Here is a 15,553-nt window from a genome sequence, read left to right as displayed (position 1 = left end):
CGAGTGCTGAATAATGATGGGTTCTGATTGGGGGATCACCATCGGTCATCCCCTGGCGATCAGAACGTACCGGGGTAACTGCCGCCGTCCAGCAACAGGTTTTGCCCGGTGAGGAAACCCGATTGCGCGCTGCAGATGAATGCGCAATAAGCCCCGAACTCATCGGGCTGGCCGAAGCGTTGCGCCGGTACGTTTTTACGCCGTTGCTCGGCGATGCTTTCGACACTGGAGCCGTTGGCTTCGGCGGCGGCAGTCAGGGTCTTGTGCAGGCGTTCGGTCTCGAACGGCCCCGGCAGCAGGTTGTTGACCGTGACGTTGTTGCCCGCCAGTCGCGCCTGACGCGCCAGCCCGGCGATGAACCCGGTCAGGCCACTGCGCGCGCCATTGGACAGCCCGAGGACGTCGATCGGCGCCTTCACCGCGCCGGAGGTGATGTTGACGATGCGCCCGAAACCGCGCTCGGCCATGCCATCGACACAGGCCTTGATCAGCTCGATGGGCGTGAGCATGTTGGCATCCAGCGCCTTGAGCCAGTCTTCGCGGTGCCAGTCGCGAAAATCTCCCGGTGGCGGCCCGCCGGCGTTGTTGACCAGGATGTCCACCTGCGGACACGCCGCCAGAACCTGTTCGCGCACCGCAGGTGTGCTGATGTCCCCGGCCACGGTGCGCACTTCGATGTTCGGCCCCAGGCCGCGCAACTCATCAGCGGCGCGCTGCAAGGTGTCATCGCCACGGGCGTTGATCACCAGGTTGACGCCCTCCTTCGCCAAGGCCCGCGCGCAGGCCAGGCCCAAGCCCTTGCTGGCGGCGCAGACGATCGCCCAGCGCCCCGAAATACCCAAATCCATGACCATGCTCCTGACTGTTCAAAGCGCTCACGTTACCACCGCACACCCCTCACTTTGGGGATGACAAAGAGTGATCGGCGGATCAGGCCTTTTCATTATCGACAGCCAGCGGCGCTCATTACTGTTGCCGGACCAACAAGAAACCGGAGATCCCCATGAACCCGTTCCAGTTTTATTTCCCCACGACCCTGAAAAGCGGCATCGGACTGGTGCGTCAGGCCGGCGCTTTGCTCAAGCCCCATGTTCGCAAAAAACTGCTGGTGGTCACCGACCAAGGCTTGATGGCGTCGGGCGTGATGGACAGCTTTTTCGCCTCGCTGGCCGAGAATGACATTGGCTACGAAGTGTTTGCCGGCGTCGAACCGAATCCCACTACGGATGTGCTGGAGCGCGCCGTCGCCTTCCTGAAGAATCACGATTGCGACTCGGTGATCGGCGTCGGAGGCGGCAGCAGCATCGACACCGCCAAGGGTGTCGCGGCCATGGCCACCAACCCTGGCAACATCCTCGACTACGAAGGCTACGACAAACTGCTGCACCCGCCGCTGCCGATCTTTGCCATCCCGACCACCTCGGGCACCGGCAGCGAGTGCACGGCGTCCACGGTGTTCACCAACACCAGGACCCTGTTCAAGACGGTGATCATCAGCCCGGCACTGTTCCCCAAACTGGCGATTCTCGATGCCGAACTGACCCTCAAGCTGCCGCCGTCGATCACCGCCGCCACCGGCATGGATGCCCTGACCCACGCCATCGAATCCTATGTATCGAAGCAGGCCAACCCGATCAGCCAGGCCCTGGCCCTGCACGCGATCAAGATGATTTGCACGCACCTGCCCAAGGCCTTTTTCGCTGGCACAGACCTGCACGCCCGGGAACAGATGCTGCTCGCTTCGTTCCTCGCCGGGGTCGCGTTCGCCCAATCGAAACTGGGCAACGTGCATGCGATTTCCCACACCTTCGGTGGCGTGTTCAACATCCCCCACGGCATCGCCAACGCCACGCTTTTGCCCTACGTCATCGAATTCAACCTGCCGGCCTGCCCGGAGCTGTTCCGCGAGATCGCCATCGCCATGGGCGAAGACGTCAGCGGCCTCAGCCCTGCCCGTGCCGGGCACAAGGTGGTGGAGCACGTAATGGCGCTGAACAAGGCCATCGGCATCCCCGACAACATCAAGGACCTGGGCGTGGACCTGGAGTACATGGCGCAAATGGTCAGCGACTCGATGCGCAGCGGCAACGTGCTGGTCAACCCGCGCCTGACCACCGCTGCCGACGTCGAGCGAATCATCGGCAACGCCTTCCACGGCATTCATTCCTGAGAGACCCCTCCCATGTTCTACGAAATGCGCACCTACACCCTGAAGATCGGCACGATGCAGACCTACCTCAAGCACTTCGAGGAAAACGGCCTGCCGGTGATCTCCCGCTACGCCACGCTGGTGGGCTGGTGGTACACCGAAATCGGCGAGCTCAACCAGGTCATTCACATCTGGGCCTACCAGAGCCTGGACGAGCGAATCAACAAACGCGCCGCGCTGTACCAGGACCCGGACTGGCTTGAAGGCTTCGTGCCGATCGCATTCCCAATGCTGGAAAAAATGGAATCGAAGCTGCTGATGCCGGCACAGTTTTCGCCGATCAAATAGTCCTCAAGCACCACTCCCCCTGTAGGAGCGAGCCTGCTCGCGAAAAACCTGAGAGCACTGTGGGGTGTCAGGCTTCCCGCGTCATCGTTGACCTCCATCGCGAGCAAGCTCGCTCCTACAGGATCATCAAGTCACCAGATCGCGCTGCAACTCGTTGATCAGCAGGGTCGCCGCCGGTGACAGATTGGCGCCGGCCCGGCTGATCACGCCGTAAGGCTCGATCAGCGCGCGCAAGGACACCGGCAACTTCACCAACAGGTCGAATTTTTCGCAGAACTCGGCCACTTCCCCCGGGATCACCGCCAGCAACGTCGGGTCCTGTTGCACCAGCAAAATGGTGCCGAAGGTCGACGAGGTTTCCAGCGGATAACGCGGTATCTCCAGCCCTGCCTCGTTGAGTTCCCGCTCCAGGGCCTGGCGCATCGGCATGTCCTTGGGATAGACCACCCAGCGATAATCGCTCAATTGCGCCAGCTGCAACGACTCTGCGCTCGCCAGCGGATGATCCTTGCTGGCGACCACGGCCAGGGGTTCTTCGCTCAGTTCGATGCAGTCATAGGCGTCCGAGCGCTGGCCGACGCTGGTTCGACAGATGGCCAGGTCCAGTCGCCCCTGATCCAGCAGACCAAGCAAGGTGGCGCTGGTGTTTTCCACCAGTTCCACCGACAGCTCCGGTTGCTTGAGCCGCAGCTCGGTCAATGCCCGGGTCAGCAACGGCACCGCGCCCATGATCACCCCCACCGACAATCGCCCGCCCTGGCCGCGCATGATGCTGACCATTTCCTCGCGCAGGTGCTCCACATCGCTGTAGATCAGCCGCGCATACCGAATCATGCAACGCCCCATTTCGTTGGCCACCAGGCCCTTGGGCTGGCGTTCGAACAGCGGCATGCCGAGCAACGACTCGACTTCCTGCAGGGCCTTGGTGGCGCCGGACTGGGAAATAGAAATCTGCTCGGCGGCCTTGTGCAGGGAGCCGCGGTCATCCAGCGCGATCAGCAGGCGCAGTTGTTTGAGGCGCAAGCGTGAAGCGATGCTGCCAAGAGAAGGAACCATGTCTGTGGGTGCTCGATTCAATAGCGAATCGTCAAGGGTACGCTGGCCCTTTATGCGGAAACAGACAGCTATCGACAATTCAATTGTTCCGGATATTCACTGTAGGAGTTGCCACAGGCTGCGATCTTTTGACTTTTGCTTTTTATAGATCAAGATCAAAGATCGCAGCCTGCGGCAGCTCGTACAGTCCCGACAAGGGACATAAAACCCTGAAATCCGGACAGCCGACCAGCTGCGATAACGTTTATACCGTTTGAGAATTATCATTATTCCAACGAGTTAATGCACAAGCCCATGAACGATATCGCCAGCCCCCCCATCACCCTCGAATCAATGACCGACCAACCGCGCTTGATCGTATTCCTGGCCTACCCCGAGATGGGCCTGCTGGACCTGACCGGCGCGCAAACCGTGTTCTGGGCCGCATCCCGCTACCTCGACAGCAGCAACCTGCAAGGTTACAAGCTGCAGACCGCCAGCCTGACCGGTGGCCTGATCCAGACTGCCGAGGGCCTGGCCGTCGATACCCTGCCATTGAGCGCCTTCGACGATCAAACGATCGACACCCTGATCGTTCCCGGTGCCCCGGCCATTATCCTGGCGATGACCAACTCCCTGAGCCTGGTCGACTGGCTCAAACAGGCCTCGAGCAAAGCCAGGCGCACCGCGTCGGTGTGCAGCGGCACCTTCCTGCTGGCCGAGGCCGGCTTGCTCGAAGGCCGGCGCGCCGCCACCCATTGGGCGATGTGCGGGATGCTCAAGGAGCGTCATCCGTCCATCGAGGTCGATCACGATGCGATCTTTGTCCAGCAGGGTTCAGTCTGGACTTCCGCCGGGGTCAGCGCCGGCATCGACCTGGCACTGGCATTGGTCGAAGAAGATTGCGGACGGGAACTGGCACTGCTCACGGCTCGGGAAATGGTGGTGTTCCTCAAGCGCCCCGGTGGCCAGGCCCAGTACAGCCAGTTGTTGCAAGCGCAAACCAGCGAAGGCGCGGCCTTCGACGACCTGCACCTGTGGATCACGCAGAACCTGTCCGGTGCCGACCTCACCGTCGAGACACTCGCCCAACAGGTGCGGATGAGCCCGCGCAACTTTGCCCGGGTCTACAAACTCAAGACCGGCCGCACCCCGGCCAAGGCCGTGGAAGTGCTGCGCGTGGAGGCTGCGCGGCGCCTGCTGGAAGACTCCGAGCGCAACATCGATCAAATCTCCCGATTGTGTGGCTTCGGTGACGAAGAGCGCATGCGCCTGACCTTCCAGCGCAACCTGGGGGTTTCGCCGCGGGATTATCGCAACCGTTTTTCGCGCTGAATAACCGGCTCAAGCATCGACAGGGGAACTCTCGGCGACCGTCGTGCATCCTAGAAAGTGAGGTACTTCCTTTTTGCATCACGCCTTCAGAGGACACCGCCATGCGCCGTCTGATTATCATTTCTTCCCTTTTGCTGTGCTTACCCGTCGGCTCCGCGATGGCTGATGTCGACGCAAAAGATGTCGCCACCTCGGCCGGGGTTTCCGCCTCGCTGTATTCGACGTTCAAGGACCACAAACTGATGATTCCCGCCCGGGATGACGCGTCCAGCTTCGTGGCCAGTAACGGCGCAATTCGCGGCGTTTACCTGGAGCAGGTTCTGCAGCGGATCCGCCAGGAACATCCCGACCTCAACAGCGCGAGCGACGAAGACCTGGCTCGCGCGATTCTTGTTCAGGAAGGACAGTAACCAGGATTAAAAGATCGCAACCTCGCTTCGCTGCAGGAGCTGTCTCGCGAAGCGAGGCTGCGATCTTTCCAATCAACGATAACGCGGCGCCGCCGTCGAGCTACCGAACAAGCCGGACAGCACCTGGCGTTGTGCTTCATAACGATCCCACTGCACACCATCGTGCAAGCCCGGGATGGTCACCATTTCGCCCTTCTCCAACCCCACCAGCGCAGCATCGACCATGTCTTCGGCGGACATCACGATCTCCTGCGGCAGATTCTCCACCGGGTTACCGGCCTCGCTCCAGAAATCGGTGGCGGTCGCGCCCGGTAGCACCGCCTGGATGCGGATGCCTTTATCGGCCAGTTCACGGTGCATCGATTGGCTCAGGCCGAGGACAAACGCCTTGGTCCCGCCATAGACGCCGTTGAGGATTTCCGGGGCGATGGCGACGATCGAGGAAATATTGATCACGGTCCCGGCTCCGCGCGCGACGAAACCCGGAACCACGGCATAAGCCAGGCGTGTCAGCGCGGTGACGTTGAGGCTGATCATGTCTTCCATGTCATCCACCGGGCTGCCGAGCAACGGCATGACCGCGCCAACCCCGGCGTTGTTGACCAACAGGGTGATGCTCGCGTCGCTGCGCAGAATCTGTTCGACCCGCAGCAAATCAGCCTTGTCTTTCAGATCCGCGGCGACCACCTCCACGGTGCGGCCAGTCTGGTCGCTGAGGCGATTGGCCAAGGCGTCGAGTTTTGCCTGGCTGCGAGCGACCAGAATCAGGTCGTAACCCTGCCGGGCGAGACGGCCGGCATACACCGCGCCGATGCCGGAAGAAGCGCCAGTGATCAGTGCGGTACCCTTGGAAGAGAGAGCCATGTGCAATTTCCTTCACAGTGAGGCGAGACAATCGCCCGGTGTGAGCAGTTATAAATGGTCTCGCGTCCGTCTCAAATGACGTTTAACCTACGTTTTTCTGCCATCAGCGTTTTGAGGACCTGGCGATGATCAGCGTGGCATTCGTGGTTTTCGAGGGTTTCCAGTCCATGGCGCTGGCCGCGATGCCGGTGTTCGAGTACGCCAACTTCAGCGCCGGCGAAGCCCTGTACGACGTGCGAGTCCTGTCCGAAGACGGTCGCACCTTGCGCGCTTCCGGTGGCCTGAATGTCGGCACCGAAGCGTTTGGTGAACGGCTGTTCGACACGGTGATCGTGGTGGGCGGCGACACCATCCTCGAACAGGCGCCCGAGGGCGTACTCGACTACTTGCGTGCCAGCGCCAGGACCGCGCGCCGCACCGCGTCGATTTGCTCCGGGGCCTTTGTCATGGCCCAGGCCGGACTGCTCGAGGGACGCCGGGCGACCACGCACTGGGCCTACGCGCGGCAACTGCAGGAACGCTTTCCATCGATCAAGGTGGAAGCGGACCGGATCTACGTGATCGACGGGGCGATCTGGACTTCCGCCGGGATGACCGCCGGTATCGACCTGGCACTGGCCATGGTGGAAAAGGACCACGGTGCCGAACTCGCGCGTGCCGTGGCGCAGAAGCTGGTGATGTACCACCGCCGTGCCGGCGGCCAGTCGCAGCACTCTGCGCTGCTGGAACTGGCACCGAAATCCGACCGCATCCAGACGGTCCTCACCTTCGCCAGGGAACACCTGGCCCAGACGTTGTCAGTGGAACAACTGGCGCAACAGGCGCGCCTGAGCCCGCGCCAGTTCAGCCGGGCATTTCGCGCCGAAACCGGCCAGTCGCCGGCCAAAGCCATCGAAAACCTGCGCCTGGAGGCGGCACGGCAACTGCTCGAACGCGGGCGCCTGACGCTTGACCAGATCGCCGTGGAAACCGGTTTTCTTGACCCGCGGCGCATGCGCGAAGCCTTCCTTCGAGCGTTCGGGCAGCCGCCCCAGGTGATCAGGCGCAATGCGCGGTCAGAGGTACAATGACGGGGTGTGTTCACCTGTGGAGACATCATGAAAATCTCGGCCAAACTGGCGTTTTTCGCCTTCGTCTCTACCCTCGCCTACCTCTGGCTGGCGATTTGGGCACTGGGCGGCTTTGAAGCGTTTTTCTCCCATGCAGCCTTGGTGGTAGTGGCGCTGGCAACGCTCGCCATGGTCATCGCTTCGCTGTTTACCGAAGTCAACCTGAGTTCCGGCGAACGCGAGGACCGGGCCAATCGCTGGGTGCTGCCGGCGTTCGGGGTGATCGGATTGTTGAGTGGTTTCCTGCCGGCCTACACCGACCGGATCGACTTCTGGACCTTTGGTGGTGAGGGCGTGCGTTGGCTTGGTGCGCTGCTGTTCATCATCGGCGGCGCCCTGCGGCTGTGGCCGGTGTTCGTGCTGGGCAAACGCTTCAGTGGACTGGTGGCGATCCAGCCGGGCCATCGCCTGGTGACCGATGGGATCTATCGCAGCCTGCGTAACCCCAGTTATCTGGGGATGCTGGTGATTGCCGTGGGTTGGGCGCTGGCGTTTCGTTCGGGGGTGGGATTGTTGCTGGCGGCGTTGACGGTGATTCCGTTGATTGCGCGGATACATTCGGAAGAGGCGCTGCTACGGACACAGTTTGGCGATGAATACGAAGCTTATTGCGCCCGCAGCTGGCGATTGATCCCCAAAATCTACTGAGCCATACACAATCCCACTGTGAGCGGGCTTGCTCGCGAAGGCTGCGTGTCATACAACAGAAATGTCGACTGATACACCGCTTTCGCGAGCAAGCCCGCTCCCACATTCAGATTTTCTGCAGCCTGATGAAACTGTCCACATCCAAGCGGGCAACAACCGTGTCATAACTCGCCAACGTCGCATGCGTCGTCACAATCGGCTGCTCATGCGTCGACGTGACGATCAACAAATCCGCCCCCGCCGCCTCGGCCGCCAGGATGCCTACCGTCGCATCCTCGAACACCAGGCAATCCCTGATCTCGACACCCAGCCGTTGCGCAGCCAATCGATAACCCGCCGGGTCGGGCTTGCCGGCGCTGACATCTTCGGCGGTGACCATCACAGCCGGTTCGGGAATCCCCGCAGCAGCCATCCGCCGCAACGCTAGCGCCCTCGGTGCAGAGGTGACGATGGCCCATTGATGAGCGGGCAACGACTTGAGAAAAGCAGCCGCGCCAGCCACCTCTTCAACGCCGTCTACATCTTCCATTTCCGCCTGGGTGATCCACGCGGCTTCGGCCTCGCCATCGACGCCGGGCAAGGCAAGGCGATTGATGGTATCGATGGCGCGAGCGCCGTGGATGGTGGGCAGGAAGGTCTCGACATCGACGCCATGGCGAACGGCCCACCTTGCCCAGACTCTTTCGGCGGCGGCTATCGAGGTGAGGATGGTGCCGTCCATGTCGAACAGGAAGGCGCGGTACGGAACATCGAAAATGGTGTCGGAAGCAGGCAAAGGGTCCTTCCTCTCAAGGATCAGCGGATACTGCAATGTACAGGATCACAAGGTACGGCGGGATTTCAGCGCGCCATCCACACAATCGAGCAGTTGCCCCAGCGCCCAGGGCTTCTTGATGAACGACACTTCATGCCTGACCCCTGAACTTTCCGGGGTTTCAAAACCGGACATGATCATGATCGGTTTGTCCGGCCAGCGATCACCGAACAGGTTGGCCAGATCGGCACCGTTGAGGGTGCCCGGCATGGTGATGTCGGTCAGTAACATCCCGACTTCCGGGGCGTGCCCCTGCAAATACACTGACGCCGCATCCGCACTCGATTGCGGCTGCACCACATAACCTTCGTCCTGAAGAATTTCACAGAGAAACTCCAGGATCAGCGGGTCGTCTTCAACCACCAGAATCAACCCGCCAGGAAGGTCTTCGCCCGCCGTCGATACTCGACTCATGACCTTGCTGCTCCCTGATCGCACCAATATTTTCGCGGGCTCGAAATCCGCTACCTACAGGTATGAGCAACGGTATCGGCGGAAATTCATTTTTGATGCAGGCGGTCGACGAAATCGGTGTTTGCGAGGCTTTGTACTTGAGGGGCAAGACTCCAGCTCCCCCCAAGGAAAGGATTGGCGTTACTGGGACATGGCGTCCTTTTTCATCGCGTCCTTGGACATGGCATCTTTCTTCATACCGTCCTTGCTCATGGCATCCTTGGACATCGCGTCTTTTTTCATGGCGTCCTTGGACATTGCATCCTTGGACATCGTGTCTTTCTTCATCGCGTCTTTGGACATGGCGTCCTTGGACATCGAATCGTTGCTCATGGTGTCAGCAGCAAAAACACTGGCAGCGCCTACGGCCAGGCACATGGACAGAACGACGGTGGTCAACTTTTTCATGATGAAACTCCTTGATGCAGGGGTGTGGGAAATTGCCGGGGTTTCGTCAGCTGCCACCGAACCAGTTGTAGCCCTGGTCTTCCCAGTAGCCGCCGCTGTAGGTGTTGCTGACGAAAATCGCCTGGATATGCTTGGGATTCTTGTAGCCGAGCTTGGTGGGCATGCGCAGCTTCATCGGGAAACCGTACTCGCGCGGCAGCACGGCGCCGTCATAGGTCAGGGTCAACAGGGTTTGCGCATGCAGCGCGGTGGCCATGTCGATGCTGGTGTAGTAATCGTCGGCGCACTTGAAGCCGACGTACTTGGCGTCGGTATCGGCGCCCACCCGGTTGAGGAAATCGCTGAAGCGCACGCCACCCCAGCGGCCGATCGCGCTCCAGCCTTCGACGCAGATGTGCCGGGTGATCTGCTCGGTTTGCGCCATGGCGCGCAGCTCTTCGAGGCGCCAAGTGCGCTTGTCCGCGACCAGGCCGGTGACTTCCAGTCGATAACTTTCTTCCTCCACCGTCGGCGCCTCGTCGATGCCATAGAAGGCATTGAAGGGAAATGGCCGGGTGATCATCGACGCCGGATAGGTCGGCGCCATGGCATTGGGATTGAACAGCCAGCCTTGCACCCGGTCGTTGAAGCGCGACATGGACGACAACGCGGTCTCGACGCTGTCGTTGTCGGTGAGGTTGCAACCGGACAACATGGCCACACCGCCCAGGGTCAGGCCACGCAGCAGGAACGAGCGGCGCGAACGGTCTTCGATCTGCGGGGCGAGGATTTGCCGGGCGTCGGTGAGGATGGACGACTCGTCCAGCCCGGAATCTACAATGCGCTTTTTCATACAGGCTCCTTGCGACCAGCGATCATGGCCAGCAGTGTTTTCGGCACCAGTGCGACCATCAGCAGATGCACCGCGACAAACGCCACCAACAGCGCCATGGCGAAGAAATGCACCCGTCGCGCGCCTTCGTAGCCCCACAGCAACTCCCGCAACAGCGGGAACTGCACCGACTTCCACAGCACCAGTCCGGAGAGCACCAGCAGCGTGATGTCGACCATTACGAACAGGTACGCCAGCCGTTGCACCTGGTTGTAATGACTCAGGTCGGCATGCCCCAGCTTGCCGCGCAATGCGGCCCACAGGTCATGCAGCACGCCTTTGGGCGAGAGCGGGAAAAAGCGTCGTTGCAGGCGTCCGCTGAACAGGTTGCAGGCCAGGTAGATGAGGCCGTTGATGCCCAGGAACCACATCGCCGCGAAGTGCCATTGCAGGGCGCCGCCGAGCCAGCCGCCGAGGGTGATCGAGTTGGGAAAGCTGAACTCGTAGAGCGGCGAGGCGTTGTAGATGCGCCAGCCGCTGGTGACCATCACCAGTACCGCCAGGGCGTTGAGCCAATGGGTAAGCCGCAGCCAGCGTGGATGGCTGGCCTTGGGTGAAGCAGTTGACTGCGACATGTCCGGCTCCCGGTTGTTGTTCGTTGGGGCCGAGTATGGGAGCCGCAAGATCGCCAAATCCTCACGTAAAGTTAAATTAATCGTGATAACTCGCCGATGCATCCTGTAGGAGCGAGCCTGCTCGCGATGAACCTGAGAGCGCCGCGGTGTGTCAGGCTTGCAGCGTCATCGTTTACGACCATCGCGAGCAAGCTCGCTCCTACAGGGTTTTGCGTAATCTGTAACAAGCGCATCTATGGTTAAATGCCGCCCCCGCAAATTGCCGACCCAGACCCGATGAACACTCAAGCCCTCTCAACCCTCAACGAACACCTGCTGACCGCCCTGGCGACCGCCCCCGTCGAAACCCGCCGCTTGGTCCACGGGCGTGGGCGCTGCTGGCCGGGGCTGGAGCAAGTGACCGTCGACTGGTTGCAGGGCGTGGTGCTGGTGGCATTGTTCAAGGAACCGGACGCGCAACAGCTGGAGGACTTGAAGCAGTTGCTGCTGGCGATCACCCAGTCACCGCAGTGGAGCCAATCCGGCGCACACACCCTGCTGCTGCAACATCGCTACCTGCTGCAAAGCACCACCGAATGGTTGCTCGGGGAAGAAATCGACGAGCTGACGATTGTCGAAGGCGGCCTGAAATACCGGGTGGACCTGGGGCGCAAGCAGAACACCGGGCTGTTCCTCGACATGCGCTACGGCCGCGACTGGGTGAAGGCCAACGCCCAGGGCAAACGGGTGCTGAACCTGTTCGCCTACACCTGTGGTTTCTCCGTGGCGGCTATCGAAGGCGGCGCGACCCACGTGGTCAACCTGGACATGTCCAGCCCGGCCCTTAGCCGTGGACGCGACAATCACCGGCTCAACGGACATGACCTGGGCAAGGTGACCTTTCTCGGCCACGACCTGTTCAAGTCCTGGGGCAAAGTGATCGGCAAGGGCCCGTACGACCTGGTGATCATCGACCCGCCGTCGTTCCAGAAAGGCAGCTTCCTGCTGACCAAGGACTATCAGCGCGTCTTGCGCCGCCTGCCGGAACTGCTCAGCGCCCAGGGCACGGTGCTGGCGTGCATGAACGACCCGGCCTTCGGTGCGGATTTCCTCATCGATGGCGTCACCCGTGAAGCCCCGGGCCTGCGGTTCGAGCAACGCCTGGACAACCCGCCAGAGTTTCCGGATGCCGATCTCGAGTGTGGATTGAAGGCGTTGGTATTTACCCTGGCGGATTGAGCACCAACGCAAACAACTCGCCATGCCCGGTCACATTGAGCTTGTGATAGAGATTGCGTCGGTGCACCTTCACCGTCTCCGGGGAAATGCCCATCTGCTGGGCGATGGCCTTGCTGGAGAAGCCCTGGAGGATCAGGCGCGCGGTTTCGATTTCGCGCACCGACAGGCGTGCATCGAAGCGATCGAGCAAGGTCGCCAGGTCCCCGGCTACCGCCTCGCCGGTCGGGCCTTGCGGCGGGAGCAATTGCAGGTGCCGACGCATCGCCGCCAGCACCCAGTCGCGCACGCAGAGCAAGCGGCCCTGTTCTTCCAGGGTGAAGCGGGTCGAGCGGCCCAGGGACAAACCGAGGACGGCGCCGTCGAGGTTGAGCATGAACTGCAACTCGTCGCCGCCCACTACCGTGCGGAAGTAGCTCAGGTAGTACTCGCTCTGCTGGAACTGATCGGGCGCCACCGAATCGAGGCTGTGCAAGCCATCGGCGATACCGGCGCAGACGGCCAGGTAAAACGGGTCGAGCAGGTACATGCCGGCGCTGTAGTCAGCCAGTTCTTCATGCTCGTGGGCACTGCCGCGGGAGTCGAAATCGATCAGCAGCCTCGGTACTCGTCCGGCCTGCATCACCGCCACCAGCGCGTTGTCCAGCGGCACGAGCAGGCGCAAGGTGTCGACCAGCGCGCGCCAGAATCCGTCCTGGCCCACGGCGGCAAACATTCGCGCCAATCCCTGGTGCAGCGGTAACTCTTTCAACAACGCGTCCACGCACTACCCCTTTCGAGTAACCCATGATGGGAATGGGTAACGAGCACCCCGATCGATACGCTGCAAACTCCTGATTATCACCGGCCTGCAGCAGGCCAGGAGTGCCGCATCATGAGTGGTCACCGCTCGTATTTCAATCTGGGGCTTGGCGCCTGTCTGGCGGTCTCGCTGACAGCGGTGGCGGCCGAGGGCCCGACCGTGCACGTGTACAACTGGTATGACTACATCGGCCCGACCACCCTGCATGACTTCAAGCGCGACACCGGTATCCAGCCGGTCTACGACACCTTCGACAGCGCCGAAGTCCTCGAAGGCAAGCTGCTGACCAGCCGCAGCGGCTACGACGTGGTGGTGGCCAGCAACTTCAGTTTGCCGACCCTGATCAAGGCGGGCGCCCTCGCCCCGCTGCCCCACGCGCAGATGCCGGATTTCCAGAACATGGACAGCGATCTGCTGGCGAAACTGGCCAACAACGATCCGGGCAACCAGTACGCCGTGCCGTATCTTTGGGGCACCAACGGCATCGGCTACAACGTCGACAAAGTGCGCGCCGCATTGGGCGATAAGGCGCCGGTGGATTCCTGGGACCTGGTGTTCAAGGAAGAGAACCTGGCCAAGCTCGGCGAATGCGGCGTGGCGATGCTCGACTCGCCCTCGGAAATGCTGCCGGTCGCCCTGCACTACCTGGGCCTGCCACCGAACAGCACCAACCCCGAGGACTACAGGAAGGCCGAGGCGCTGCTGCTGAAGTTGCGTCCGCATATCGCCTACTTCAACTCGTCGAAGTTCATCAGCGACCTGTCCAACGGCAACATTTGCGTCGCCGTCGGTTGGTCCGGCGCGATGCTCGAAGCCAAGGCCACCGCCGAGCAGGCCGGTAATGGCGTGAAGATCGCCTACAGCCTGCCCAGGGAAGGCGCGCCGGTGTGGTTCGACACGCTGGTATTGCTCAAGGACGCGCCGCACCCCGAACAGGGCCTGGCCTTCATCGACTACCTGATGCGCGCCGAAGTCATCGCCCCGGTCAGCAATCACCTCAACTACCCCAACGGCAACCGCAACGCGACAGCGCTGGTGGCCGAGGCGACACGGACCAATCCGGCCGTTTATCCGTCGGCCGAGGCCCTGGCCACTTTGTTCACCCTGCAGCCCCTGCCGCCTGCGACCGAACGGGTGCGTACGCGGATCTGGAGCAAGGTCAAGAACGGCCAGTAGGCACACCGAAACCTCCACTTTTTCTGCCATGAATATGAAGATGAGAGAAACCATGAAACCACGTGCCCGCGACCTCAACATCCAGTTCGGCCAGCTGCAACCCGGCCCCCTCAACGCCATCACCGATGTACCCGGCGTAAGAGTCGGCCACAGCAATGTGCGCGGTTGCAGCGCCAAGGGTCGCGACATCATCACCGGGGTCACCGTGATCGAGCCCCGTGCCGGCTCCACCAGCCAGCAGCCGTGTTTCGCCGGCGTCCATGTGCTCAACGGCAATGGCGATGCCACGGGCCTGGAGTGGATTCGCGAGGCGGGCCTGTTGACCAGCCCGATCGCCTTCACCAACACCCACAGCCTGGGCGTGGTGCGCGATGCCTTGATCGTGCTCGACCGTGAGCAGCAACCGGATGACGGACGGTTGTACTGGAACATGCCGGTGGTGCTGGAGACCTTCGATGGCTTGCTCAATGACATCAACGGCTTTCACGTCAAGGTCGAGCATGTGGCACAAGCGTTGCGCTCGGCGGTGGGTGGCCCTGTAACCGAAGGCAATGTCGGCGGCGGCAGCGGCATGATCTGCCACGAGTTCAAGGGCGGCATCGGCACCGCCTCGCGACGCTTGAACAGTGCCCAGGGCGGCTGGACGGTGGGCGTGATCGTTCAGGCCAACCATGGCATTCGCAATGAGTTGCGTGTCGATGGCTACCCGGTCGGCCGATACATGGAACAGGTCGACTCGCCGTTTCTCAAGGCTTCCCTGCCGCATCCGGGCATGGGGTCGATCGTGGTCTGCCTGGCCACCGATGCGCCGTTGCTGCCGCACCAATGCACGCGCCTGGCCCAGCGCGCCAGCCTCGGCCTGGCCCGCACCGGGGGCGGCAATGAAGACCACAGCGGCGACATCTTCATCGCGTTCGCCACCGGCAACCAGCATGTACCACCGGCGGCCTACGAGAGCAAAAAAGCGCCGACCTGCGACAACCTGAGGATGGTCAACAACGATCACATCAGCGAATTGTTCCTGGCGGCCACCGAAGCCGTTGAAGAAGCCATCATCAACGCCCTGCTCGCCGCCGATACGACCGAAGGTAACGGCCACGCGGTGCCGGGGCTGGACGCCGAAATCCTGCTCAAGGCCCTGAATCAGGCCGGTTGGCCCGGTGAGCACCATCGTAGAAGCTGACAGTTGTGGGGGGATTCGACTAGCGGTACTTGAGGCGCAACCCCCATCTTCCTACGATGGAGTTGCGCAGCCGCTTGCTTGTCCAAGCCGTTGCGCAGGTGGTGAGTGCACTGAACCCCTATCAAGCTCACCGCCTGCTTCATGCGCATCTTGAGCCT

18 protein-coding genes are annotated in these 15,553 nt (G+C 61.6%); 9 read left to right on the top strand and 9 right to left on the bottom strand.

Annotation, left to right across the window (positions count from 1 at the left end):
• Positions 1–59: 59 nt before the first annotated feature.
• Positions 60–848 (bottom strand): SDR family oxidoreductase, encoded by a 789-nt coding sequence (locus tag ACYP2Q_RS25110; protein ID WP_459732948.1) that lies wholly within the window; start codon positions 846–848, stop codon positions 60–62.
• A 155-nt stretch (positions 849–1,003) separates the two neighbouring features.
• On the opposite strand from ACYP2Q_RS25110, the gene ACYP2Q_RS25105 reads away from it, so the two are divergent.
• Together ACYP2Q_RS25105 and ACYP2Q_RS25100 are read left to right on the top strand one after the other, a co-directional pair.
• Positions 1,004–2,170: an iron-containing alcohol dehydrogenase gene (locus ACYP2Q_RS25105; RefSeq protein WP_459732947.1), complete on the top strand. Its 1,167-nt coding sequence runs from the start codon at positions 1,004–1,006 to the stop codon at positions 2,168–2,170.
• Between the two features lie 12 nt (positions 2,171–2,182).
• The gene (locus ACYP2Q_RS25100) at positions 2,183–2,497 is read left to right on the top strand and encodes an NIPSNAP family protein (RefSeq protein WP_459732946.1); all 315 of its coding nucleotides are present in this window, start codon (positions 2,183–2,185) and stop codon (positions 2,495–2,497) included.
• A 126-nt stretch (positions 2,498–2,623) separates the two neighbouring features.
• On the opposite strand, the gene ACYP2Q_RS25095 is transcribed toward ACYP2Q_RS25100, so the two are convergent.
• Entirely contained in the window at positions 2,624–3,553 is a 930-nt protein-coding gene (locus ACYP2Q_RS25095; protein ID WP_459732945.1) for a LysR family transcriptional regulator, read from the bottom strand.
• A gap of 294 nt (positions 3,554–3,847) precedes the next feature.
• Here ACYP2Q_RS25095 and ACYP2Q_RS25090 point away from each other — a divergent pair, with 294 nt between their 5' ends.
• The gene (locus tag ACYP2Q_RS25090; protein WP_459732944.1) at positions 3,848–4,867 is read left to right on the top strand and encodes a GlxA family transcriptional regulator; all 1,020 of its coding nucleotides are present in this window, start codon (positions 3,848–3,850) and stop codon (positions 4,865–4,867) included.
• Between the two features lie 101 nt (positions 4,868–4,968).
• Positions 4,969–5,277 carry a DUF2388 domain-containing protein gene (locus ACYP2Q_RS25085; protein ID WP_459732943.1) on the top strand — a complete coding sequence of 103 codons (309 nt, stop codon included), beginning with the start codon at positions 4,969–4,971 and terminating at the stop codon, positions 5,275–5,277.
• Positions 5,278–5,349: 72 nt separating this feature from the next.
• Here ACYP2Q_RS25085 and ACYP2Q_RS25080 read toward each other — a convergent pair whose 3' ends face one another.
• The gene (locus ACYP2Q_RS25080) at positions 5,350–6,141 is read right to left on the bottom strand and encodes an SDR family NAD(P)-dependent oxidoreductase (RefSeq protein WP_459732942.1); all 792 of its coding nucleotides are present in this window, start codon (positions 6,139–6,141) and stop codon (positions 5,350–5,352) included.
• A 125-nt stretch (positions 6,142–6,266) separates the two neighbouring features.
• On the opposite strand from ACYP2Q_RS25080, the gene ACYP2Q_RS25075 reads away from it, so the two are divergent.
• Positions 6,267–7,211 (top strand): GlxA family transcriptional regulator, encoded by a 945-nt coding sequence (locus ACYP2Q_RS25075; protein WP_459732941.1) that lies wholly within the window; start codon positions 6,267–6,269, stop codon positions 7,209–7,211.
• A gap of 27 nt (positions 7,212–7,238) precedes the next feature.
• Positions 7,239–7,898 carry a methyltransferase family protein gene (locus tag ACYP2Q_RS25070; RefSeq protein ID WP_459732940.1) on the top strand — a complete coding sequence of 220 codons (660 nt, stop codon included), beginning with the start codon at positions 7,239–7,241 and terminating at the stop codon, positions 7,896–7,898.
• Between the two features lie 106 nt (positions 7,899–8,004).
• On the opposite strand, the gene ACYP2Q_RS25065 is transcribed toward ACYP2Q_RS25070, so the two are convergent.
• The 5 genes from ACYP2Q_RS25065 to ACYP2Q_RS25045 all read right to left on the bottom strand — a co-directional run bounded on the left by ACYP2Q_RS25065 (position 8,005) and on the right by ACYP2Q_RS25045 (position 11,019).
• The gene (locus ACYP2Q_RS25065; protein WP_459733035.1) at positions 8,005–8,619 is read right to left on the bottom strand and encodes an HAD-IA family hydrolase; all 615 of its coding nucleotides are present in this window, start codon (positions 8,617–8,619) and stop codon (positions 8,005–8,007) included.
• Positions 8,620–8,718: 99 nt separating this feature from the next.
• On the bottom strand, positions 8,719–9,126 hold the full coding sequence (locus ACYP2Q_RS25060; protein ID WP_459732939.1) for a response regulator: 408 nt from the start codon (positions 9,124–9,126) through the stop codon (positions 8,719–8,721).
• 180 nt (positions 9,127–9,306) lie between these two features.
• Positions 9,307–9,573, bottom strand: coding sequence for a pentapeptide MXKDX repeat protein (locus ACYP2Q_RS25055; protein ID WP_459732938.1), 267 nt, complete (start codon positions 9,571–9,573; stop codon positions 9,307–9,309).
• 46 nt (positions 9,574–9,619) lie between these two features.
• Positions 9,620–10,405 carry a molybdopterin-dependent oxidoreductase gene (locus ACYP2Q_RS25050; RefSeq protein WP_459732937.1) on the bottom strand — a complete coding sequence of 262 codons (786 nt, stop codon included), beginning with the start codon at positions 10,403–10,405 and terminating at the stop codon, positions 9,620–9,622.
• Positions 10,402–11,019: a cytochrome b/b6 domain-containing protein gene (locus tag ACYP2Q_RS25045; RefSeq protein WP_459732936.1), complete on the bottom strand. Its 618-nt coding sequence runs from the start codon at positions 11,017–11,019 to the stop codon at positions 10,402–10,404. The genes ACYP2Q_RS25050 and ACYP2Q_RS25045 overlap by 4 nt, the downstream gene beginning before the upstream one ends.
• Positions 11,020–11,295: 276 nt before the next feature.
• Between ACYP2Q_RS25045 and ACYP2Q_RS25040 the strand changes: the two genes are divergently transcribed.
• Positions 11,296–12,237 (top strand): class I SAM-dependent methyltransferase, encoded by a 942-nt coding sequence (locus ACYP2Q_RS25040; RefSeq protein WP_459732935.1) that lies wholly within the window; start codon positions 11,296–11,298, stop codon positions 12,235–12,237.
• Here the strand turns inward: ACYP2Q_RS25040 and ACYP2Q_RS25035 are convergent.
• Entirely contained in the window at positions 12,221–12,997 is a 777-nt protein-coding gene (locus tag ACYP2Q_RS25035; protein WP_459732934.1) for a helix-turn-helix transcriptional regulator, read from the bottom strand. The two genes, ACYP2Q_RS25040 and ACYP2Q_RS25035, sit on opposite strands and share 17 nt — an antisense overlap.
• Positions 12,998–13,108: 111 nt before the next feature.
• On the opposite strand from ACYP2Q_RS25035, the gene ACYP2Q_RS25030 reads away from it, so the two are divergent.
• Positions 13,109–14,212 (top strand): polyamine ABC transporter substrate-binding protein, encoded by a 1,104-nt coding sequence (locus ACYP2Q_RS25030; protein WP_459732933.1) that lies wholly within the window; start codon positions 13,109–13,111, stop codon positions 14,210–14,212.
• Between the two features lie 52 nt (positions 14,213–14,264).
• Complete coding sequence (locus ACYP2Q_RS25025) at positions 14,265–15,395, top strand: DmpA family aminopeptidase (protein ID WP_459732932.1); 1,131 nt, start codon at positions 14,265–14,267, stop codon at positions 15,393–15,395.
• The last annotated feature ends 158 nt before the right edge of the window (positions 15,396–15,553 follow it).

The organism is Pseudomonas sp. MHK4 (assembly GCF_054600775.1).
This window is presented reverse-complemented; position numbering and strand designations above follow the sequence as displayed.

Bases quoted from the DNA above. Each gene is read 5' to 3' on its own strand.
- ACYP2Q_RS25040 (WP_459732935.1), top strand. From the start codon at position 11,296: ATGAACACTCAAGCCCTCTCAACCCTCAACGAACACCTGCTGACCGCC.
- ACYP2Q_RS25080 (WP_459732942.1), bottom strand. From the start codon at position 6,141: ATGGCTCTCTCTTCCAAGGGTACCGCACTGATCACTGGCGCTTCTTCC.
- ACYP2Q_RS25100 (WP_459732946.1), top strand. From the start codon at position 2,183: ATGTTCTACGAAATGCGCACCTACACCCTGAAGATCGGCACGATGCAG.
- ACYP2Q_RS25065 (WP_459733035.1), bottom strand. From the start codon at position 8,619: ATGGACGGCACCATCCTCACCTCGATAGCCGCCGCCGAAAGAGTCTGG.
- ACYP2Q_RS25050 (WP_459732937.1), bottom strand. From the start codon at position 10,405: ATGAAAAAGCGCATTGTAGATTCCGGGCTGGACGAGTCGTCCATCCTC.
- ACYP2Q_RS25025 (WP_459732932.1), top strand. From the start codon at position 14,265: ATGAAACCACGTGCCCGCGACCTCAACATCCAGTTCGGCCAGCTGCAA.
- ACYP2Q_RS25075 (WP_459732941.1), top strand. From the start codon at position 6,267: ATGATCAGCGTGGCATTCGTGGTTTTCGAGGGTTTCCAGTCCATGGCG.
- ACYP2Q_RS25110 (WP_459732948.1), bottom strand. From the start codon at position 848: ATGGATTTGGGTATTTCGGGGCGCTGGGCGATCGTCTGCGCCGCCAGC.
- ACYP2Q_RS25105 (WP_459732947.1), top strand. From the start codon at position 1,004: ATGAACCCGTTCCAGTTTTATTTCCCCACGACCCTGAAAAGCGGCATC.
- ACYP2Q_RS25090 (WP_459732944.1), top strand. From the start codon at position 3,848: ATGAACGATATCGCCAGCCCCCCCATCACCCTCGAATCAATGACCGAC.
- ACYP2Q_RS25085 (WP_459732943.1), top strand. From the start codon at position 4,969: ATGCGCCGTCTGATTATCATTTCTTCCCTTTTGCTGTGCTTACCCGTC.
- ACYP2Q_RS25030 (WP_459732933.1), top strand. From the start codon at position 13,109: ATGAGTGGTCACCGCTCGTATTTCAATCTGGGGCTTGGCGCCTGTCTG.
- ACYP2Q_RS25070 (WP_459732940.1), top strand. From the start codon at position 7,239: ATGAAAATCTCGGCCAAACTGGCGTTTTTCGCCTTCGTCTCTACCCTC.
- ACYP2Q_RS25045 (WP_459732936.1), bottom strand. From the start codon at position 11,019: ATGTCGCAGTCAACTGCTTCACCCAAGGCCAGCCATCCACGCTGGCTG.
- ACYP2Q_RS25060 (WP_459732939.1), bottom strand. From the start codon at position 9,126: ATGAGTCGAGTATCGACGGCGGGCGAAGACCTTCCTGGCGGGTTGATT.
- ACYP2Q_RS25055 (WP_459732938.1), bottom strand. From the start codon at position 9,573: ATGAAAAAGTTGACCACCGTCGTTCTGTCCATGTGCCTGGCCGTAGGC.
- ACYP2Q_RS25095 (WP_459732945.1), bottom strand. From the start codon at position 3,553: ATGGTTCCTTCTCTTGGCAGCATCGCTTCACGCTTGCGCCTCAAACAA.